This is a genomic window from Streptococcus infantis (genome assembly GCF_047465185.1).
Lineage (GTDB): Bacteria > Bacillota > Bacilli > Lactobacillales > Streptococcaceae > Streptococcus > Streptococcus infantis_O.
In genome coordinates this window covers 321,348-339,576 of sequence record NZ_JASHAJ010000001.1, presented here as the reverse complement: position 1 = coordinate 339,576, position 18,229 = coordinate 321,348, and the positions used below count along the sequence as shown (strand labels likewise).

The 18,229-nt window shown below is 39.3% G+C and carries 21 protein-coding genes; 1 reads left to right on the top strand and 20 read right to left on the bottom strand.

What is annotated here, in order from left to right; translation table 11 throughout:
* Positions 1 to 7: 7 nt before the first annotated feature.
* The 9 genes from QM382_RS01685 to QM382_RS01645 form a co-directional block, all read right to left on the bottom strand.
* The gene (locus QM382_RS01685; protein WP_414272225.1) at positions 8 to 544 is read right to left on the bottom strand and encodes a F0F1 ATP synthase subunit delta; all 537 of its coding nucleotides are present in this window, start codon (positions 542 to 544) and stop codon (positions 8 to 10) included.
* On the bottom strand, positions 544 to 1,038 hold the full coding sequence (atpF, locus tag QM382_RS01680) for a F0F1 ATP synthase subunit B (protein ID WP_414272224.1): 495 nt from the start codon (positions 1,036 to 1,038) through the stop codon (positions 544 to 546). The genes QM382_RS01685 and atpF overlap by 1 nt, the downstream gene beginning before the upstream one ends.
* Before the next feature lie 18 nt (positions 1,039 to 1,056).
* Positions 1,057 to 1,773 (bottom strand): F0F1 ATP synthase subunit A, encoded by a 717-nt coding sequence (gene atpB, locus QM382_RS01675; protein WP_178894902.1) that lies wholly within the window; start codon positions 1,771 to 1,773, stop codon positions 1,057 to 1,059.
* Positions 1,774 to 1,805: 32 nt separating this feature from the next.
* On the bottom strand, positions 1,806 to 2,006 hold the full coding sequence (locus QM382_RS01670) for a F0F1 ATP synthase subunit C (RefSeq protein WP_001054551.1): 201 nt from the start codon (positions 2,004 to 2,006) through the stop codon (positions 1,806 to 1,808).
* 240 nt (positions 2,007 to 2,246) lie between these two features.
* Positions 2,247 to 2,558, bottom strand: a complete 312-nt coding sequence (locus QM382_RS01665; protein WP_414272223.1) for a CHY zinc finger protein — start codon at positions 2,556 to 2,558, stop codon at positions 2,247 to 2,249.
* Between the two features lie 14 nt (positions 2,559 to 2,572).
* Complete coding sequence (locus QM382_RS01660; RefSeq protein ID WP_414272222.1) at positions 2,573 to 3,859, bottom strand: peptidase U32 family protein; 1,287 nt, start codon at positions 3,857 to 3,859, stop codon at positions 2,573 to 2,575.
* A 122-nt stretch (positions 3,860 to 3,981) separates the two neighbouring features.
* On the bottom strand, positions 3,982 to 6,192 hold the full coding sequence (locus QM382_RS01655; RefSeq protein ID WP_414272221.1) for a ComEC/Rec2 family competence protein: 2,211 nt from the start codon (positions 6,190 to 6,192) through the stop codon (positions 3,982 to 3,984).
* The gene (locus QM382_RS01650; protein WP_414272220.1) at positions 6,176 to 6,817 is read right to left on the bottom strand and encodes a helix-hairpin-helix domain-containing protein; all 642 of its coding nucleotides are present in this window, start codon (positions 6,815 to 6,817) and stop codon (positions 6,176 to 6,178) included. The genes QM382_RS01655 and QM382_RS01650 overlap by 17 nt, the downstream gene beginning before the upstream one ends.
* A gap of 65 nt (positions 6,818 to 6,882) precedes the next feature.
* A complete protein-coding gene (locus QM382_RS01645) occupies positions 6,883 to 7,452 on the bottom strand; it encodes a GNAT family N-acetyltransferase (protein ID WP_414272219.1) in 570 nt (189 codons plus the stop codon).
* A gap of 177 nt (positions 7,453 to 7,629) precedes the next feature.
* On the opposite strand from QM382_RS01645, the gene ald reads away from it, so the two are divergent.
* On the top strand, positions 7,630 to 8,742 hold the full coding sequence (ald, locus tag QM382_RS01640; RefSeq protein ID WP_414272218.1) for an alanine dehydrogenase: 1,113 nt from the start codon (positions 7,630 to 7,632) through the stop codon (positions 8,740 to 8,742).
* A 45-nt stretch (positions 8,743 to 8,787) separates the two neighbouring features.
* Here ald and QM382_RS01635 read toward each other — a convergent pair whose 3' ends face one another.
* The 11 genes from QM382_RS01635 to tuf form a co-directional block, all read right to left on the bottom strand.
* Complete coding sequence (locus QM382_RS01635; RefSeq protein ID WP_414272217.1) at positions 8,788 to 9,774, bottom strand: PhoH family protein; 987 nt, start codon at positions 9,772 to 9,774, stop codon at positions 8,788 to 8,790.
* Positions 9,775 to 9,858: 84 nt separating this feature from the next.
* Positions 9,859 to 10,074, bottom strand: coding sequence for a YozE family protein (locus QM382_RS01630; protein WP_414272216.1), 216 nt, complete (start codon positions 10,072 to 10,074; stop codon positions 9,859 to 9,861).
* Between the two features lie 8 nt (positions 10,075 to 10,082).
* Positions 10,083 to 10,937 carry an RNA-binding virulence regulatory protein CvfB gene (gene cvfB / locus QM382_RS01625; protein WP_414272215.1) on the bottom strand — a complete coding sequence of 285 codons (855 nt, stop codon included), beginning with the start codon at positions 10,935 to 10,937 and terminating at the stop codon, positions 10,083 to 10,085.
* 60 nt (positions 10,938 to 10,997) lie between these two features.
* Positions 10,998 to 11,555 (bottom strand): ribosome recycling factor, encoded by a 558-nt coding sequence (frr, locus tag QM382_RS01620; RefSeq protein ID WP_006152642.1) that lies wholly within the window; start codon positions 11,553 to 11,555, stop codon positions 10,998 to 11,000.
* A gap of 8 nt (positions 11,556 to 11,563) precedes the next feature.
* Positions 11,564 to 12,301 (bottom strand): UMP kinase, encoded by a 738-nt coding sequence (gene pyrH / locus QM382_RS01615; RefSeq protein ID WP_414272214.1) that lies wholly within the window; start codon positions 12,299 to 12,301, stop codon positions 11,564 to 11,566.
* A gap of 83 nt (positions 12,302 to 12,384) precedes the next feature.
* Positions 12,385 to 13,719 carry a methylenetetrahydrofolate--tRNA-(uracil(54)-C(5))-methyltransferase (FADH(2)-oxidizing) TrmFO gene (gene trmFO / locus QM382_RS01610; protein WP_414272457.1) on the bottom strand — a complete coding sequence of 445 codons (1,335 nt, stop codon included), beginning with the start codon at positions 13,717 to 13,719 and terminating at the stop codon, positions 12,385 to 12,387.
* A gap of 130 nt (positions 13,720 to 13,849) precedes the next feature.
* Positions 13,850 to 14,728 carry a 16S rRNA (cytidine(1402)-2'-O)-methyltransferase gene (gene rsmI / locus QM382_RS01605; protein WP_414272213.1) on the bottom strand — a complete coding sequence of 293 codons (879 nt, stop codon included), beginning with the start codon at positions 14,726 to 14,728 and terminating at the stop codon, positions 13,850 to 13,852.
* Between the two features lie 2 nt (positions 14,729 to 14,730).
* Positions 14,731 to 15,048, bottom strand: coding sequence for a DNA replication initiation control protein YabA (gene yabA / locus QM382_RS01600; protein ID WP_414272212.1), 318 nt, complete (start codon positions 15,046 to 15,048; stop codon positions 14,731 to 14,733).
* 35 nt (positions 15,049 to 15,083) lie between these two features.
* A complete protein-coding gene (locus tag QM382_RS01595) occupies positions 15,084 to 15,968 on the bottom strand; it encodes a DNA polymerase III subunit delta' (protein WP_414272211.1) in 885 nt (294 codons plus the stop codon).
* Complete coding sequence (gene tmk, locus QM382_RS01590) at positions 15,965 to 16,603, bottom strand: dTMP kinase (RefSeq protein ID WP_195183324.1); 639 nt, start codon at positions 16,601 to 16,603, stop codon at positions 15,965 to 15,967. The genes QM382_RS01595 and tmk overlap by 4 nt, the downstream gene beginning before the upstream one ends.
* Before the next feature lie 269 nt (positions 16,604 to 16,872).
* The gene (gene tuf, locus QM382_RS01585) at positions 16,873 to 18,069 is read right to left on the bottom strand and encodes an elongation factor Tu (RefSeq protein WP_006154249.1); all 1,197 of its coding nucleotides are present in this window, start codon (positions 18,067 to 18,069) and stop codon (positions 16,873 to 16,875) included.
* Between the last annotated feature and the right edge of the window lie 160 nt (positions 18,070 to 18,229).

Genomic DNA, 18,229 nt, shown 5'->3' with positions numbered 1-18,229 from the left:
CCACTTTCTATTTCAAATTTTCCTTAACAACTTTAAGTTGTTGTTTAATACTCACATCAATTGTCTTGTGATTGGCAAAAATAACAAAACCACCGATTAAACTATCGTCAATTTTTTCCTTAATGCTACGAACTCTTAGAGACATCTTTTTCTCGATTAGAGGAATTAGTCGTTCTTTCTGTTCATCAGTCAAAGGATGTGCAGACAAAATAGTCACTTCAAAACGATTGGTTTCTTTTTCAAGACGATTCAAGCAATCTACAATCACATCATAAAATAGGTTTGATCTGTGATTGTAAAGTAGAACCTCGATAAAGTTTTGCACTAAAGATGACACAGAGTCTTGGAAAAAACGAACCGTTTTTTCTTTATCCGACTCATCTACTGCCACCTGAGCTAAAAAAGAAGGTAAGCCTGTTTCTTCAGATACTTGCTTGATTTGAGACAAGTCTGAAAAAATAGAATCTTCTTCTCCTTTTTCAATCACTAATTGGACAAAAGGCATGCTGTATTTTTCAATTACCTTTAGAGTCTTTTTGTCCATTAAGCTTCTCCTAGCTGATCGATATACTGATCAATGAGTGCTTTATGGGCTTGACTGTCAAGGTTTTGAGAGATGATTTTTCCAGCTAGACTAATTGTTAAATCAGCTACATCTCCCTTAACGCTTTGTAAAGCTTCAGCTTTATTTTGAGCAATTTCTTGGTTGGCTTTTTCTTTTAAGCGCCCTGCTTCAAGTTTAGCTTCAGCCAAAATATCAGCTTTACTTTTCTCAGCTGTTTCCTTTGCATTCTCGATAATAGTTTTAGCTTCGGTACGGCTTCCTGCTAACTCAGCTTCGCGTTTGCTAGCAAGTTCCTCTGCCTTTTTACGGGCTTCCTCGGCACCATCAATATCTGAAGAAATCTTTTCAGCGCGTTCATCTAAGACACTGGTAATATTTCCCCAAGCATATTTCTTCACTAAAAAGATCAATAAAAGGAAGGAACCAGCGATCAGAATAAAGTCACCAATAATGGTACTAATAGTTAAATCCATCTTCTAATCCTCCTCTACTTACTCTTCCCCTTCATTTATTTTTTTACCAATGTACATAGATGACAACATGGTAAATACATAAGCTTGAATACATGAAATGAAAATCGAAAAGGCTGTCCATAACATGTTTGCAATAAAGGCAAAAGGATACCAATACAAAGCATTTTGTGACAAGGTCAATAGCAATCCAGCTAAGACCTCACCGGCAAAAATATTTCCGTAGATCCGAATCGCCAAGGAAGCAAAATTGGTGAACTCTTCTAAAATGTTCATCGGAGTCATAAAGCCAGGTGTAACAAATGCTCTCAAATATTCTTTAACGCCTCTACGACGAACTCCTTCTACATGGGCGATCAAAGTGATCAATAATGAGAGGGATAAATCGTATCCAAGGTTAGCTGTTGGGGAAGTCCACAAGTTATAACCGTTTGTTGTTTGTACCTTTGCCATTAAGCCAATATTGTTGGCAACCAAGATAAACAGAAATAGAGAAAACAGAAACAAGGAATAATCCTTAATGTATGATTCTCCAATGTTTGGTTTGGTAAAACCAATCACAAAGTCATAAATCATCTCAAGAGCATTTTGTTTGCCCTTTGGACGGATGGTCATTTCACGACTTGCCCAGTAGACAAAGGCAAAAACCATCAAAACAGTTACAAGAGACATGGCAAGCAGGGTCAAATCAAAGGATATTGGTCCAATATTAACGGTTGGATTCAAACTTTCTTCCATGGTTTGACACCTCCATTTCTAAATAGAGTTGTCTATTTAATGACAAATGACATCGCCAAGGTTACAAAGAATGTTCCTTCGATAAAGGCAATCCCCATGATCATCAAACTACGCAATTGTGGGATGATATCTGGTTGGCGTGCTGCAGATTTGAACAAACCGTTCATCAAAAATCCTTCTGCAAGAGATACACCCATACAGGCAAGACAAAGTCCGAAAAATGTTAAATTCATGACGAATTCTCCTTTTTTAAATTAAATTTACCTCCCTAGTTTAGTCCTAAAATTTGCTTTTGTCAACTTTTTACTAGGAATGGAAGCGTTTTGAATCATTTATTTCCAATTTTACGATTTTCAAGACAATTATATAGAAAATTTTATTCCCTTTTCACGAACCTTTCACGAACCTTTTACTATCTTTCTATGTTTTCTGAAAACAAAAATCCGAGTTTTACAACTCGGATGTATCATTTTTTATCTGAAATAAATTGAGTGATGATTTTGACAAGCTGGATTAAATGCAGCTTTACAAAATGGACAAGTTCCCTTCTCGGTATACTCGACATACGTTAGTGTATTCCCGCAGGATCCACATAAGATGGGTCTATCCTCTTTCAGATTTAAAGGATAAGGACAAAATGTATGTGCTTCTATAGCATTGTGACACTGATAACAGGCGTAGTATTTCTTACAATCATAGCACTGAAGTGCTACGATATCTTTGTCACTATGGTAATGAGCACATCTGCTTTCATCATCAACTAGTAAGCCCTGAGCTTGAATCATTATCTAATCCTTTTCTAGGCACGAACTGTGACGCTTGTCCCATCTTCTTTGTATAGATTAATCAGACCTTCTTTCAAAGCACGTACCATATCGCCAGCTTGTACTGGTTGAGGAACCTTGATGGTCAAAAGTTCCATTGGGTTTGGTGCACGGTCGATTTTATTTCCTTTAGCATCATGAAGGTCTTCGATGTAGGTTTCAAAATGACGGAAACCTGGACCATAGAATTCAACTTGGTCACCTTCATTGATAACATTCCGTTGACGAATAGTTGCTGTTTGTGTAGCATCATCATAATCTACTACTTCCGCTACAAACTTATATTCTGGAATCTTACGACGAGCACCAAACAGTTGTTCGTTTTCAGATGGAGTTCCATAGTAGAATCCTGTAGCCAATTCACGTTGGGCTACCTTCCACATTTCATCAATCAAGTCTTGCTTGATTGCTTCAAACTTTTCAGGGCTCTCAAGGTAAGCATCGACTGCAGCCTTGTAGCAGTTTGTTACTGTTGAAACATAGTGGATAGACTTCATACGACCTTCAATCTTCAAACTGTCCACTCCATTTTCAATCATATCTGGGATATGGTCAATCATAGACATATCAACCGCAGACATAGAGAATTCTTCAGGAATTTCTCCCTTGAGGCTCTTACGTTCTTTACCAAATGGCATATCATAAAGGTCATATTTCCAGCGACAAGACTGTGAACATCCACCACGGTTGGCATCGCGCATACTCATGTGGTTAGAGAGCGTACAACGGCCAGAATATGAGATACACATAGCTCCATGAACGAAAGCTTCAATCTCAACGTCTGTACGTTTGCGGATTTCTGCCAACTCTTCCATAGAAACCTCACGCGCCAAAACGACACGAGTTAAACCAAGTTCTTTCCAGAATTCTAATGTTTCATAGTTAGTCGCACTAGCTTGTGTAGAAAGGTGGATTTCAAGACCTGGTGCTTCAGTTGCCGCAATCATAATCAAGGCTGGGTCTGATACGATGACCGCTGCAATTCCGATATCACGCAATTTACGGAACCATTCTCCTGCACCTTTTTCATTTCCCTCGTGCATAACCATATTAGCCGCTACATAAACCTTAGCGCCATACTTAGCCGCAAACTGAACTCCTTCTTCCATTTGTTCGAAAGTAAAGTTCCCTGCACGGCTACGAAGACCATAGGCTTGACCACCGATAAAGACAGCATCTGCTCCATATTGAACAGCTACTTTTAGTTTTTCAAGTGTTCCTGCAGGTGATAGAACCTCAGGACGTTTCAAAGTTTTTGTCATGTTTTCTCCTATTTGCAATATAAAAGTTTGACACTAATCTTTACCATTTTATAGCAAAAATGTTCTAAAATCAAGTTTTGATTGATTGTTTAGACAATTTTAATTTTCTTGAAAAGCTAAGCTCAGCGAACTGTTTCTATTTGCCAAGCACTCCAACCTTTAAAACGAATGGCACCCTTTTGGTCCGTCTTGTAAATTGAATTCTCGAGTTCTTGGTTACTTTCCTCATTTTTTTCTTTGAATTTTTTCTTCTTGTCAACAGAAATGACAGTGATTTTAGGCTGGAAGATTTCGAAGACTTCAACATCAGTCTTTTTCTTCAATGCTTGCTGATGAGTTAGCACTACATCTGCTTGGATTTTTGGATAAGACTTGGTTAAGAACTTCTCCTCTATATTTCCAGTGACTAGAAAAGTTTGATTTAGTAGCTTTCCATACATTGCTATTGAGACTTTACTATCACTGTTTTGATTTTCGATTACTTCTAAACTACTCCCAAAAATAAATAACTGCTCTCCTGTTTTAATAGGACGTACTTTCAAGTTACTTTCCTTTAATTTATCCATAAATTCTCTTTTAGATAGAGTTTCTTCAGTTACTAGAATCTCTCCAAGATTGAAGGCTTTACTAATTTCTAGTAAGTGGTCTAGTTGCTTAGGCTCACTATCCGTTAAAACAAGCTGATCAATCTTTGCCACTCCTCTACTTTTCAGATAGGGAATTAAACTCCGTTTAGCAACGCTCGAGGTGACTTTCTCCTGCCAAGTTTCTTTTTTCTCAACTGCTAACTTTTCACCGACATCCAGTAATATTGTCTTTCCTGTCATGTCTCTTAGAAAAATGCTCCGTCCCTGCTCCATGTCTAGGACTGTGATTTCATTTTCCAGTGGATGTTTGGTTACTAAGAAAAGTAAAACGATAAATAGGATAAGCAAAGGTGCTTTCTTCAAATTTTTACGATAATCATAAATCAGCGCCAAAGAGACTAATAGACATACCAAAACCCAGAGATTAGGTTGACCCAAAATAAAGGGTCTAGTAGATAGCTGAGATACATAGCGTATGATGTTTTCCAGCCATTCAAAGAGAAAGTTAAACTGGGTAATAGGATATATCCATGATAGACAGAAGAGCATTGATAAAAGTGGTAGCAAGACCATATCAAATAAAAAAGAAAAGACAAAGGTTAAGAGTATGGACCAAGGTTGAAATTCAGAAAAATAGAATGATAAAATTGGCAGAATTCCTAAGGAAATAATGAAACTTTCTCTAACTAGACCTTTTATCCCTGTTACTTCTTCACCAGTCATGGTCAGGATAAAGGCATAGGCACAGGAGAGCACTCCACCAGCAGTTAGGAAGAAATTCGGCATGATAAGAAATAGAATAAGAATCGTCAAAGCAAAATTATCCAGTCCCTTGAAGCCATGCTGCGCCAAAAGTTTTTGCAACAGGCTTCTAATAACAGAAGCTGAGAACCCTGTCAAACCTGCATAGACCAAAGAAAAGGGATAAGCAAGCCATTTGAACTTCTCTTGCGTCAAACCTAATCGTAAGAGTGACTTTTTAAAAGCATTCATGAAGAAACCAACCTGCATCCCTGACAAAGCAAAAAGGTGAATAATCCCTAGACTGGAATAGAGTTCATTCATTTCCTCAAAATCTGTGTCCAAGTGCCCTAATAAAAGACCTGTCATATAATTACGCATGGGGTCAGGAAATTTCCTTTTTATCCAGACAACTGCTTTTCTCCGCAAGATGGATAGATTTTCTCCTATATCCCAGCTGGATGCTTTCTTTAATTCGACAATTTCTGATATAGTTAAGGTCTGATAAATCCCCTGTGTTTTGAGATAGTTTCGATAATCAAATCCAGCAAAATTATTTGCTCCTTGAGGAATAGCTAGCTTTCCTTTTATTACTATCTCGTGCAGTTCAGATAACTCTTTAAACCTTTCCTTTTCAGCCTCTGACTGGAATTTATAATAGACCTGAAAGAGTCTGCCATCAGCCTTCCCACGAAAGGCTAGACTATCACCGTTCACCTTGATAGTATCAGGCAAGATTCGTACCGTATTAACGGAGTCAACAAGATGTTGACTCGCTTCTTCTTGTTGCCATTTTTGAAATATAAACCAGCTACCAAATAGTCCACAAACAAAGAGAACCTTGACCACAGTCTTCCATGGAAATTGAAAAAAGAGGCAGAGCAGTAAAAAGACAAAGCCCAAGAGTGCTAAAAAGCTTGCTGAAAAAATAGCATAGTAGAGCCATAGTAAAAGAAAACTAAGATAAATTTTGGGGATGGGAAATCGACTAATCCACTGTAACATACTCTTTTAACTTTTCTATCGTTTTTGCACCAATACCAGAAACCTTTTTGAGCTCATCAACTGACTTAAACTTACCGTTGGACTCACGATGGTCGATGATATCCTGAGCACGTTTGGCTCCCAACCCCTTGACTTGTTTCAGCTCCTCTAAACTGGCTTTATTGAGATTGACTTTCTTGTTTTCTTTGGTGTTGGAAGCATTTGAATGCGCCTCTTGACTGGTAGTTTCTTCCTTAGTCGGAACATAAACAAGTGCTTCGTCACTAATTCTCTGGGCAAGATTGATAGACTTACTATCAGCATTATCTGTCAAGCCACCAGCTTTTTGGACAGCATCGTTGATACGACTTCCAACTGGCAAATCATAGATTCCAGGTGATTTGACCGCACCTTTTACATCAACAGTAATCAGATCTTGCTCCACCACTTCTTCCTTCTGATTTTTATCTTCCTTTTCCTCCGTCGAATCCTTTGAAACAGTTGTAACTTCTGTTTGCAAATTGCTTTCCTTAGCAGGTGCTTGAACAACTGGCTTTAGGAGGAAAAATCCACCCAAGACTAAACCCAAAATAGCACAGATAACAATGATTTTATATTCTTTGATTTTCTCAATAAGTTCTTCCATATTTTCTCCTCTCTTAGCTTATTCGTAAGAGAAAGAAAAAACAGCTGAAAAATCTTTTCAACTGCTTACTTATTTGCAAAATAATCTTCCTTGGTCAAGACATAATGGACATCTGTTACGAATCTTCCAGGTTCATTTTTATCCATTCTAGCATATGGTTCTTCGTGAGAGAAACGCATTCCTGATTTCTCCATGACCTTTCCTGATGCGGGATTATCCTTATCATGAAAGGCATCTACCTTATTCATTCCTATCTTTTCAAAAGCCAGTTCAATTACAGCTCGATTGGCTTCAGTTGTCAAACCTTGATTCCAATATTTTTGATTGATAATATAACCAATGGTTGCCTTCTTAAGAACAGTATCCAACTTGTGCAGGTCAATAGTTCCGATAAACTCTCCAGTACTTTTTAGTTCAATTCCCCATCGGCCCAATGGATTGGCTAAATAAAACTGGGCAATATTATTCTTGGTTTCATCCAGACTTTGATTGGTTGGAAAAGTGTAGCGTGTATTTTCCTTGTCTGAAGCATATTCAAACATGGCTTCTGCATCATCAAGTGTTACTGGTCTAAGTACTAAGCGTTCTGTTTCGATAATTTGATGCTTCGCTAGTTTGATAAATAATAATTCCATGATTGTACCTCCTAAAATAGGTTGGTAAAAGAATAACATAAAAGAAATAGGTTTACAAGTTTTTCTTGCAATTTATAGCGGTTTCATATAAAATATAAACATCACAAGAAAAGGCTGGGTTCTTCCTGTGATGATTTAGTATTAGAACCTAGATGTTAAAATAAGGAGCAAACCTCTATGTTAATTGGAATTCCAAAAGAAATTAAAAATAATGAAAATCGTGTGGCTTTGACACCTGCTGGTGTACAGAGTCTTGTTGGTCGTGGTCACCGTGTCCTCATCGAAACAAATGCGGGTCTTGGATCTGGTTTTGCTGATGCTGACTATGAAAATCAAGGAGCTGAGATTGTAGCTACAGCTGCTGAAGCCTGGGCTGCAGAATTAGTGGTCAAAGTAAAAGAGCCACTTGCTAGTGAATATCAATTCTTGCGTGAAGACTTACTTCTCTTCACCTACTTGCATATGGCAGCTGCTCCTGAATTGGCAGATGCTATGCTTACAGCTAAAACAACTGGTGTTGCTTATGAAACTGTACGCGATACCGAAGGTCAACTTCCTCTATTGGTTCCAATGAGTGAGGTAGCAGGTCGTATGGCTGTCCAAATCGGAGCTCACTTCTTAACGAAACAAGCTGGTGGTTCTGGTGTTCTCTTGGGTGGTGTCCCAGGTGTACCAAAAGGAAAAGTAACCATCATCGGTGGTGGTGTCGTTGGTACACACGCAGCCCGTATCGCTCTTGGGTTGGGAGCTCAAGTAACGATTCTTGATATCAGTGCTAAACGTCTCTCCGTACTAGAAGATGTCTTTGGTCATCAAATCCAAACACTCATGTCAAACCCATTTAATATCGAAGCAAGTGTACGTGAAGCAGATGTTGTTATCGGTGCCGTATTGATTCCTGGTGCTAAAGCTCCTAAATTGGTGACAGATGACATGGTTCAACAAATGCGTCCTGGTTCTGTCATCGTAGACGTTGCTGTAGACCAAGGTGGTGTTATTGCAACAGCTGACCGTGTGACAACCCATGATGAGCCTGTATATGAAAAACACGGTGTCCTTCACTATGCGGTTGCCAATATTCCTGGAGCAGTTGCCCGTACTTCTACTATTGCCCTTACAAATGTGACTCTTCCTTATATCGAAGCCTTGGCATGTAAAGGATTTAAGAAAGCAATCCTTGAAGATGCTGGTTTGCGTGAAGGGGTTACAACTTACCAAGGTCAACTTACTAGTCAACCAGTTGCTGAAGGTTTAGAACGCGACTTCATACCTATCAGTGAACTTGTCTAATAAGATATTCAAAAAATTAAGAGCAGTTTTTCAACTGCTCTTTTTTTATTCTGTTTCTTCTTGATTTTCTTCAGCTTTGACAGGTCGAGGTTCATAGGCTCTGATAATCTGAGCAACGACTGGATGGCGAACCACATCCTTGGCTGAAAAATGAACGAAATCAATCTGGTGAATGTTCTTAAGTTTTTCCTGGGCATCAATCAGACCTGATTTAACATTACGCGGCAGGTCAATCTGGCTAATATCACCATTGACAATCATTTTTGAATTAAATCCAAGACGAGTCAAAAACATCTTCATCTGCATGATGGTTGTATTTTGCGCTTCATCCAAAATGACAAAGGCATCATCCAGAGTACGTCCACGCATGTAGGCCAAAGGGGCAATCTCAATAATTTCTCGCTCCATGAGACGAGTTGTTTGGTCCTTCCCAAGAATTTGGTACAAGGCATCATAGACAGGTCGAAGATAAGGGTCTACCTTTTCCTTGAGATCTCCTGGAAGAAATCCCAAGCTTTCTCCAGCTTCTACTGCTGGACGAGTCAGGATAATACGCTTGACTTGACCACGTTTAAGAGCTGTAACAGCCAAGGTCACTGCTAGGAATGTTTTACCCGTACCAGCTGGCCCAATCCCGAAGGTAACATCATGGTTCTTAACACTATCAACATAAAGTTTTTGACCCAGTGTCTTTACACGTATCGGCTTACCAGTATTGTCTTTGATAATCTCTTCTTCATAGAGGGCAACAAACTTATCGATTTCATTGTTTCTAACCATATTGATGGCTGTCACCACATCCGGAGTTCCGATAGTCATGCCACGATTAACCAAGACCATCAAGGCTTGAATTACTTGCCGTGCTTCTTCACAAGAAGACTCCTCTCCCAAGACCTGTACAATCTCTGTACGAGCATGGATGATAACATCTAACTCATCCTCCATCAAGCGAAGATGGCGATCATTGGAACCAAAAAGATGAAACAGGTCATCTGGATGACTTAACTGAATGTCTATTGAATGTTCCTTCAAATAAAGAACCTCTCTAACTCTTTAATTTCTTTTTATTATAGCAAAGGCATATAGAAATTGCTATCCTTAACACCTTAGCCCTTTTTAATGTTCTAAATATTCCTGCCAGATACGATCGAATTCTCCCATATTAAAGGAAAAACTGGCATGTTCTTCTAAAAATCGACTCACCTGATCAAAATCATCCGTATGTTTTGGGAAGGCTGACTCCCCAAAGGCAAGATCCGCTAAAATTGCTTTGGGACTATGACTCTTAGGATTACGCTCTGTCATGAGCCAAGTATAAAATGATTTTCTCATAAGCCTCCCTAAATTAATTCGGTACCAAACTGGTCTTGTTTAATTTTACCAGCCTTCATCAAACCACCAAGTGCTTTTTTAAATTGACCTTTAGAAATACCAAAGGTAGCCTTGATATCATCTGGTGATGATTTGTCATTTAAGGTCATAAATCCACCATTGCTTTCCAAGTATGTCAAAATCATTTGTGCATCATTTTCTAACATCTCAAAAGAGCGAGGTTTTAGTGATAGATTAAGAGTTCGGTCAACTTCACGGAAACCAATGACACGCACATCTAAGACTTGCCCCAAACGTGGCTCTGCATAGCGCTCACTTGGGTGGATAAATCCAAGCATGTTGTTTTCTGGTAGATAGACAAAAGTTCCTGATAACTTAAGACGATAAACGATTGCAGGCCAGTTCTGATTTTGCATGTTGTTGTATGCTGGACGTGCCAAACGTTGGAAGTCTTCCTGATAAGCCAAAACTCCCCAGATACGGTCTTTCTTATCTACTTCTAGACGAATATAAAGTTTATCGCCCTTCTTAGGCCAAAGCTCTTTCAGTTCAGGTAGGATATCCAGTGACACTACGATTTCCTTGCCAGGAAGCCCTGTATCAACAAAAACACCCAAATCCTTACGCACTTCTGTTACCGTTCCCCAACCAAATTGTTCCTGAGTTGCAGTCACCTCTATAGTTGTCAAGCGTAATTTTTGCTTCATATCCGTGTAGGCGAAACCTTTAACCGTATCACCAACTGTATGCTGACCTTCTTCCTTAGCAAGAGCGTATGTTTGACCATCCTTTTGAACAAAGTAAAAACGGTCATTTTCATCGATGATAAGTCCAACGATAAAACTTGCAAGATTTGTATTCATGTTTCCTTCTTTCGAATAAAACTCAGCCAGCAATGCCAACTGAGTTTTTCTGTTTATTTCTTAGACTTCCAAGATTTCTTTTTCTTTATTGGCAGTCATGTCGTCGATGTGTTTAACAGCATCGTCTGTCGCTTTTTGAATATCTTTTTCAAGAGTCTTCAATTCATCTTCAGTGATTTCTTTAGCTTTTTCTTGTTTTTTAGCTTCATCCATAGCATCACGACGGATATTACGGATCGCTACTTTAGCATTTTCACCAACTTTTTTCACTTCTTTAGCGAGGTCGCGACGAGTTTCTTCTGTAAGAGCTGGGATTACCAAGCGAATAACAGAACCATCATTAGCTGGTGTAATACCAAGATCTGAAGCGTTCAAAGCACGCTCGATATCCTTCAATGAAGATTTATCAAATGGTGTTACCAACAAGACACGCGCTTCAGGAATTGTGATAGAAGCGATTTGGTTAAGAGGTGTTTCGACACCATAGTATTCAACAGTAATACGGTCAAGCAAGCTGGCGTTAGCACGACCTGCACGGATACCACCAAATTCACGAGCAAGTGAGTGGTGAGATTGAGTCATTCTCTCTTTAGCTTTTTCTACAATTGCGTTAGCCATAATTTTTCTTATTCCTTTTCTTCGATATTGTTTGAAACAGTTGTTCCGATATTTTCACCAAATACAACACGTTTGATATTGCCCGGTTGGTTCATATTAAAGACTACCAAGTCAATATCGTTATCCATAGATAGAGTTGAAGCTGTTGAATCCATGATACGGAGTCCTTTATTAATGACATCACGGTGAGTCAATTCTTCAAATTTAACAGCAGTTTTATCTTTCTTAGGATCGGCATTGTAGACACCGTCAACACCATTTTTGGCCATCAAAATAGCATCTGCTTCAATCTCAGCTGCACGAAGAGCTGCTGTTGTATCTGTAGAGAAGTAAGGTGAACCAATTCCTGCACCAAAGATAACGATACGTCCTTTTTCAAGGTGGCGAAGGGCACGTCCACGAATATAAGGCTCCGCTACTTGTTGCATGGCAATAGCTGTTTGTACGCGAGTATCAACCCCTACTTGTTGCAATGAATCTGCCATCACAAGAGCATTCATGACTGTCCCAAGCATTCCAGTATAATCCGCTTGAACACGATCCATACCAGCTTCTGCTGCAGGTTCCCCACGCCAAAGGTTCCCACCACCAATAACCAAGGCGATTTCAATTCCTAGCTCGTGAACTTCCTTGATTTCTTGGGCCATACTTTGGACGGTTTTGATATCAATACCGACACCACGTTCGCCAGCAAGGGCTTCACCAGATAGCTTGATTAAGATACGTTTATACTTAGGTTCTAGCATTTTCTCTCTCCTTTTTTCATCCTACCTATTTTATCACAATTTCATGGATTTTTATAGTATCATGAGTAATTCTTTCAAAAAAATTAGACAGATAAAAATTTCTCTAAATCAGACAAGGCACGTTCTGCAATTTTCTCATAACGAGCTTTTTTATCGCGGATTCGTTCACCTTCTAATTCCTTGATAATGCCAAAGTTGACATTCATAGGTTGGAAGTGTTTGCTATCAGCATGGGTGATATAATGAGCTAAACTTCCGATAGCTGTTGTCTCTGGAAAAATAGCTTCGCTTTCTCCCTTGAAAAGACGAGCTGCGTTAATACCTGCTACTAATCCTGAAGCTGCTGATTCAACATATCCTTCTACACCTGTCATTTGCCCAGCGAAGAAAAGATTTGGCTGTTTCTTAGAACGATAAGTCTGCTCAAGGAGATTTGGAGAGTCCATGTAGGAATTGCGGTGCATAACACCATAGCGAACGAACTCTGCATTTTCAAGACCCGGAATCATTTGGAAGACACGCTTCTGCTCTCCCCATTTGAGGTGAGTTTGGAAACCCACGATATTGTAGAGACTTCCAGCCGCATTATCCTGACGAAGCTGAACGACTGCATAAGGAGTTTTAAAGTCTCCATCACGAGGTCCCTTGTAATCTTCTGGATATTCTAGACCAACTGGTTTCATAGGACCATAGAGCATAGTTTTGATGCCACGTTTGGCCATGACCTCGATTGGCATACAGCCTTCAAAATATTTTTCTTTTTCAAAAGAATTGAGCGGAGCTTCTTCCGCATTGACCAAGGCTTCATGGAAATCCATAAATTCTTGCTTGGTCATAGGAGCATTAAGGTAGGCCGCTTCTCCCTTATCATATCGAGATTTGAGATAAACCTTGTTCATATCGATTGTATTGACATCCACAATGGGCGCTGCAGCATCGTAGAAATAAAAACCATCTCCTCCATTGAGTGCATGAATTTTCTCAGCAAGAGCATCACTAGTCAAAGGACCAGTTGCAACAACTGTAATAGCATCTGTTGGCAATTCTGTAATCTCGTCACGAACGATCTCAATCAAAGGATGATTGGCAATCTTTTCAGTAACCATTTGAGAGAAACCATCACGGTCAACTGCGAGAGCACCACCAGCAGGAACACGTGTTGCTTCTGCCGATTCCAAGATAAGAGAACCTAGGCGACGCATTTCTTCCTTGAGGAGACCGACAGCATTTGTTAGAGCATCCCCACGTAAAGAGTTAGAGCAAACCAACTCTGCAAAATTGTCAGTTTTGTGTTGTGGTGTTGACTTGACACCACGCATTTCATAAAGTTTAACAGGAATACCACGTTTTGCGATTTGGTAGGCTGCTTCCGAACCTGCCAAACCGGCACCGATAACATTGATATAAGATTGAGACACGTCACTAATACCTCTTTGAGTGAAACTTAAGTCCATATCAATAATCATTAGACTGTTTGACACCCACAAATCTTTCTAAATTTTCTTTTACTAGTATAACAAAAAAAGGGAAGAAGGCAAACTTCCCTGTTTAGTCATTGGATTGTTTCTCTTCCCAATCATGATAAGCTGAGTAGAGCTGACTTTTATTCCACTGATATATCTTTGCGACTTCCTTAATGGCCTGATTTTTCTTAACACCTTGTTGGATGCGTTCTTGGATTTCTGAGAACAAGTCCTCTTCATCTTTATCGTCTACTTCTTGACTAGCCCCCTCTACAATCAGAAGGCATTCGCCCTTGAGAGGAGTCTCAGAAATACTTACTAGTAACTCTGAAATTGTTCCTCGTTGGTATTCTTCATAAATCTTAGTCAATTCTCGAACCAAGACCACTGAGCGATCACCGTAGACTTCTAGCATGTTTTCTAGCGTATCTGCAACACGGTGAGGTGATTCATAGAAAATCTGAGTCTCCGGATAATCTTTCTTAGTCTCAAAAAATTGCTTTTGCTGACCAGATTTTCGTGGTAAGAAGCCATAAAAAATATGAGGTTGAGGTGCTAATCCACTAGCAATCAATGCTGAAATTCCTGCACTAGCACCCGGAACTGTGACAACTGCGATATCTTCTTCAATGGCCACCTTTACCAAATCATGACCTGGGTCAGAAATGCTAGGTAGACCTGCATCCGATACCTGAGCGATATTTTGTCCTTGTTTCAACAAATCAATCAAATCAGGAATCTTTTCCTTGGCATTATGTTCATGAAAACTAATTTGTTTGGTCGGAATATCGAAATGCTTAAGCAATAGACCAGTATTACGAGTATCCTCGGCAGCAATCCAGTCCACTTCTTTCAAAGTCTGAATGGCACGAAAGGTCATATCCTCAAGATTTCCAATTGGCGTTGCAACAAGATATAGTTTACCATAAGGTGACTGACCTTTAAAACTTTTTTGAATCTGCATGCTTACTCCCTAAACAACAACTCATCACAGAACATACATTCTGCATCTAGTTCACGACGTTGACCGTAAAAATCGCGACACACATGAAAACCGTCGTCATAGATTCGGCTCACGTTTTCTCGAACATGCTTGGTCTTAGTTGGAGCTGTTTCTTCTTCCTCATTCAAGCGCTCTCTCAGTTTATCGTTCTCTAAACGAAGAGCTGTATTCTCTTCTACAACACTCTTGAGATTTTTTTTGATGGCTTCGACATCTGCCAAGGTTGCCAACAACTGTTGAGAAAAATCATCTAAGGCATCAAATAATTCTTTCTTGTTCATGAACAGCCCTTTCTTTTTCTGTTTTCATGTTCATTTTATTGTAAAACTAGGTATTCCAAAGAATTCTGGAAAGACACATTTGCCTTCCACATTTTTCTAGCTTCGAGAAGGTTTTGCAAGATTGTACGTGCTACATTTTTTTGAATCTCTTGACCTGCTAATACTTCTAAAATTCTAAAGACTTGGTCTTGTTTTTCTTTGTCGTCTGCTAAACTAGCTAATTTTGCCACCTGCAAATAAGATTCCTTTTTCCCAGCATCTAACCAAGAATAAAATCGTTCACTTTCTTCAACTAGAGTCCAAAAACTAGGTTGATTAATCAGTTTTTCGGCTTCTGCTTGTGATTGGCTGAACTCGGCTAAGAGTCTTGCTTTATTTTTGACCAATCCTGCTTTCTCGAGCTCAACCATTAGATTTGTCACTTGTTTCTTAAATTGGAAAATCTGTGTCCGGCTTCGAATGGTTGGCAAAATCTGTTCTTGATCATTGGTTAAGAAGAAAATATAGATTTCACTTTGAGGTTCTTCGATAACCTTTAGTAGCGAGTTAGCAGCGTTAACATGCATTTTTTCAGCTTGTTCAATGATAAAAACCTGCCGTTGATTTTCAATCCCTGATTGCGAAAATTGTCCAACTAGTTCTCTAATTCTTTCTGTTTTTATAATCTGATTAATGGGACGAATAATTGTGACATCAGGAAATTCTTCTTGATTAATCAACTTACAGTTTCGACAAGACTCGCAAGGCAAGACACCCTTTTTTTCTGTACAGAACAAACTCTTAGACAGAAATAAGGCCATCTCCATGCTTCCGAAATAACCTGAAAAGAGATAGGCATGATTCAGCTGTCTTTGCTCTAAAATGTGAACAAAACGCTCAAATTGCTGAGGTTGACAAGCTTTTAATTGCTCTTGATTCATTCTGTCAGCCCCATTCTGTCAAACAAGACTTGCTTAGTATTTTCAATCACTTGATCTAGTGGTAAACTGGCATCGATTTTTGCAATGCGTTCACCTTCTTTTTCAAGAAGGGAAAGATAGCCTTGACGAACTTTTCTGTGCAAGTCTAAGCCTTCCAAGTCCAAACGGTTGACTTCACGATTACTGTTTGCCGCGATTCGTTCAAGCCCCTTCTCCACTTCAATATCAAAATAAAGTGTCAAATCTGGTTTAAGACCATCTGTCGCAAATTGATTGAGCCAATCAATAGCTTCAATATCTAAACCACGACCAAAACCTTGATAAGCAACGGAACTATCAATAAAACGATCCATGATGACCAGTTTCCCTGCTGCAAGTGCTGGTAAGACCTTTTCCACTAGGTGTTGTCTACGACTAGCAATATAGAGTAGAAGCTCTGTCTTGGCATCCATTTGAGTATGACTAGGATCTAAAATAACTTCTCGAATCTTCTCACCAATCAATACTCCACCTGGTTCACGTGTTGTTAAAACCTCAATATTTTTTTCTTCTAACACAGGAAGGATAGCTTCAAGCACACTCGTTTTCCCAGCTCCCTCTGGCCCCTCTAGAGAGACTAAAAATCCTTTTGACATGACAAACTCATTTCTTTTTTTCTTCCTTCTATTTTATCAAAAAAAGAGGCATTTGTGAAAAGCTTTTTAACCTAATAAAAATTAATTCTGAAAAACTAGGATATACATTCGTTAATAAAGTAGATAATTATTTAATTAAGTTTCTATATTCGTAATCAACTACCATACTGTCTTATTTTGCCTTCGTATAGCTAGAAAAAAGAACCTTGCATAGCAAGATTCTTTTAATGTCTGACTTAAATAATTGTTCTTCTGGGAACTAAATCGAATTAAGCTTCGATTTCTGTAACCATACCTGAACCAACAGTACGTCCACCCTCACGGATAGAGAATGTAGTACCTTGTTCTACGGCGATTGGGTGGATCAACTCAACGTCGATTGTCACGTTATCACCTGGCATTACCATTTCAGTACCTGCTGGAAGTTCGATTGAACCTGTAACGTCAGTAGTACGGAAGTAGAATTGTGGGCGGTAGTTGTTGAAGAATGGAGTGTGACGTCCACCTTCTTCTTTAGTAAGGATGTAAACTTCACCTTTGAATTTTCTGTGTGGGTTGATTGAACCTGGTTTAGCGATAACTTGTCCACGTTCGATTTCGTCACGTTGAACACCACGAAGAAGGACACCTACGTTATCTCCTGCAAGACCTTCGTCAAGTTGTTTACGGAACATTTCAACACCAGTAACAACTGCTTTTGAAGTTTCTTCTTTGATACCAACGATTTCGATTTCGTCGTTGACACGAACAGTACCACGGTCGATACGTCCTGAAGCAACTGTACCACGTCCAGTGATTGAGAATACGTCCTCGACTGGAAGAAGCAATGGTTTGTCAGTGTCACGTTCTGGTTCTGGAATGTACTCATCAACAGTGTTCATCAATTCCATGATGATATCTTCGTATTTAGAGTCACCTTCAAGAGCTTTAAGAGCTGAACCTTGGATAACTGGAAGATCGTCACCTGGGAAGTCGTATTCTGAAAGAAGGTCACGGATTTCCATTTCAACCAATTCAAGCAATTCTTCGTCGTCAACCAAGTCGATCTTGTTCATGAAGACGATAAGGTGTTTAACACCAACCTGACGTGAAAGAAGGATGTGCTCACGAGTTTGTGGCATTGGTCCGTCAGTTGAAGCTACTACAAGGATAGCTCCGTCCATTTGAGCGGCACCAGTGATCATGTTTTTAACGTAGTCCGCGTGTCCTGGAGCGTCGATGTGAGCATAGTGACGTTTTTCAGTTTCGTACTCAACGTGCGCAGTGTTGATTGTGATACCGCGTTCGCGTTCTTCTGGAGCAGCATCGATAGACGCATAGTCTTTAGGTTGGTTAACTGCTGAAGGCAAGCGACGTGCCAAAACAGTTGTGATAGCTGCAGTTAGGGTAGTTTTACCGTGGTCAACGTGTCCGATAGTACCAATGTTAACGTGTGGTTTACTACGATCGTATTTTTCTTTTGCCATTTGAGTAAAAGCCTCCAATAAAATATATTTTATAGATAGACAGTAGGCAATACAGTCTAACTTTCCTTACTATTTTATCAAATTTTAGCTAAATTGCAAGTGTTTTACAAAGATTTTGTGAATTATTCTTATTCTTCTTCTCGGTACTCGATTTATTGAT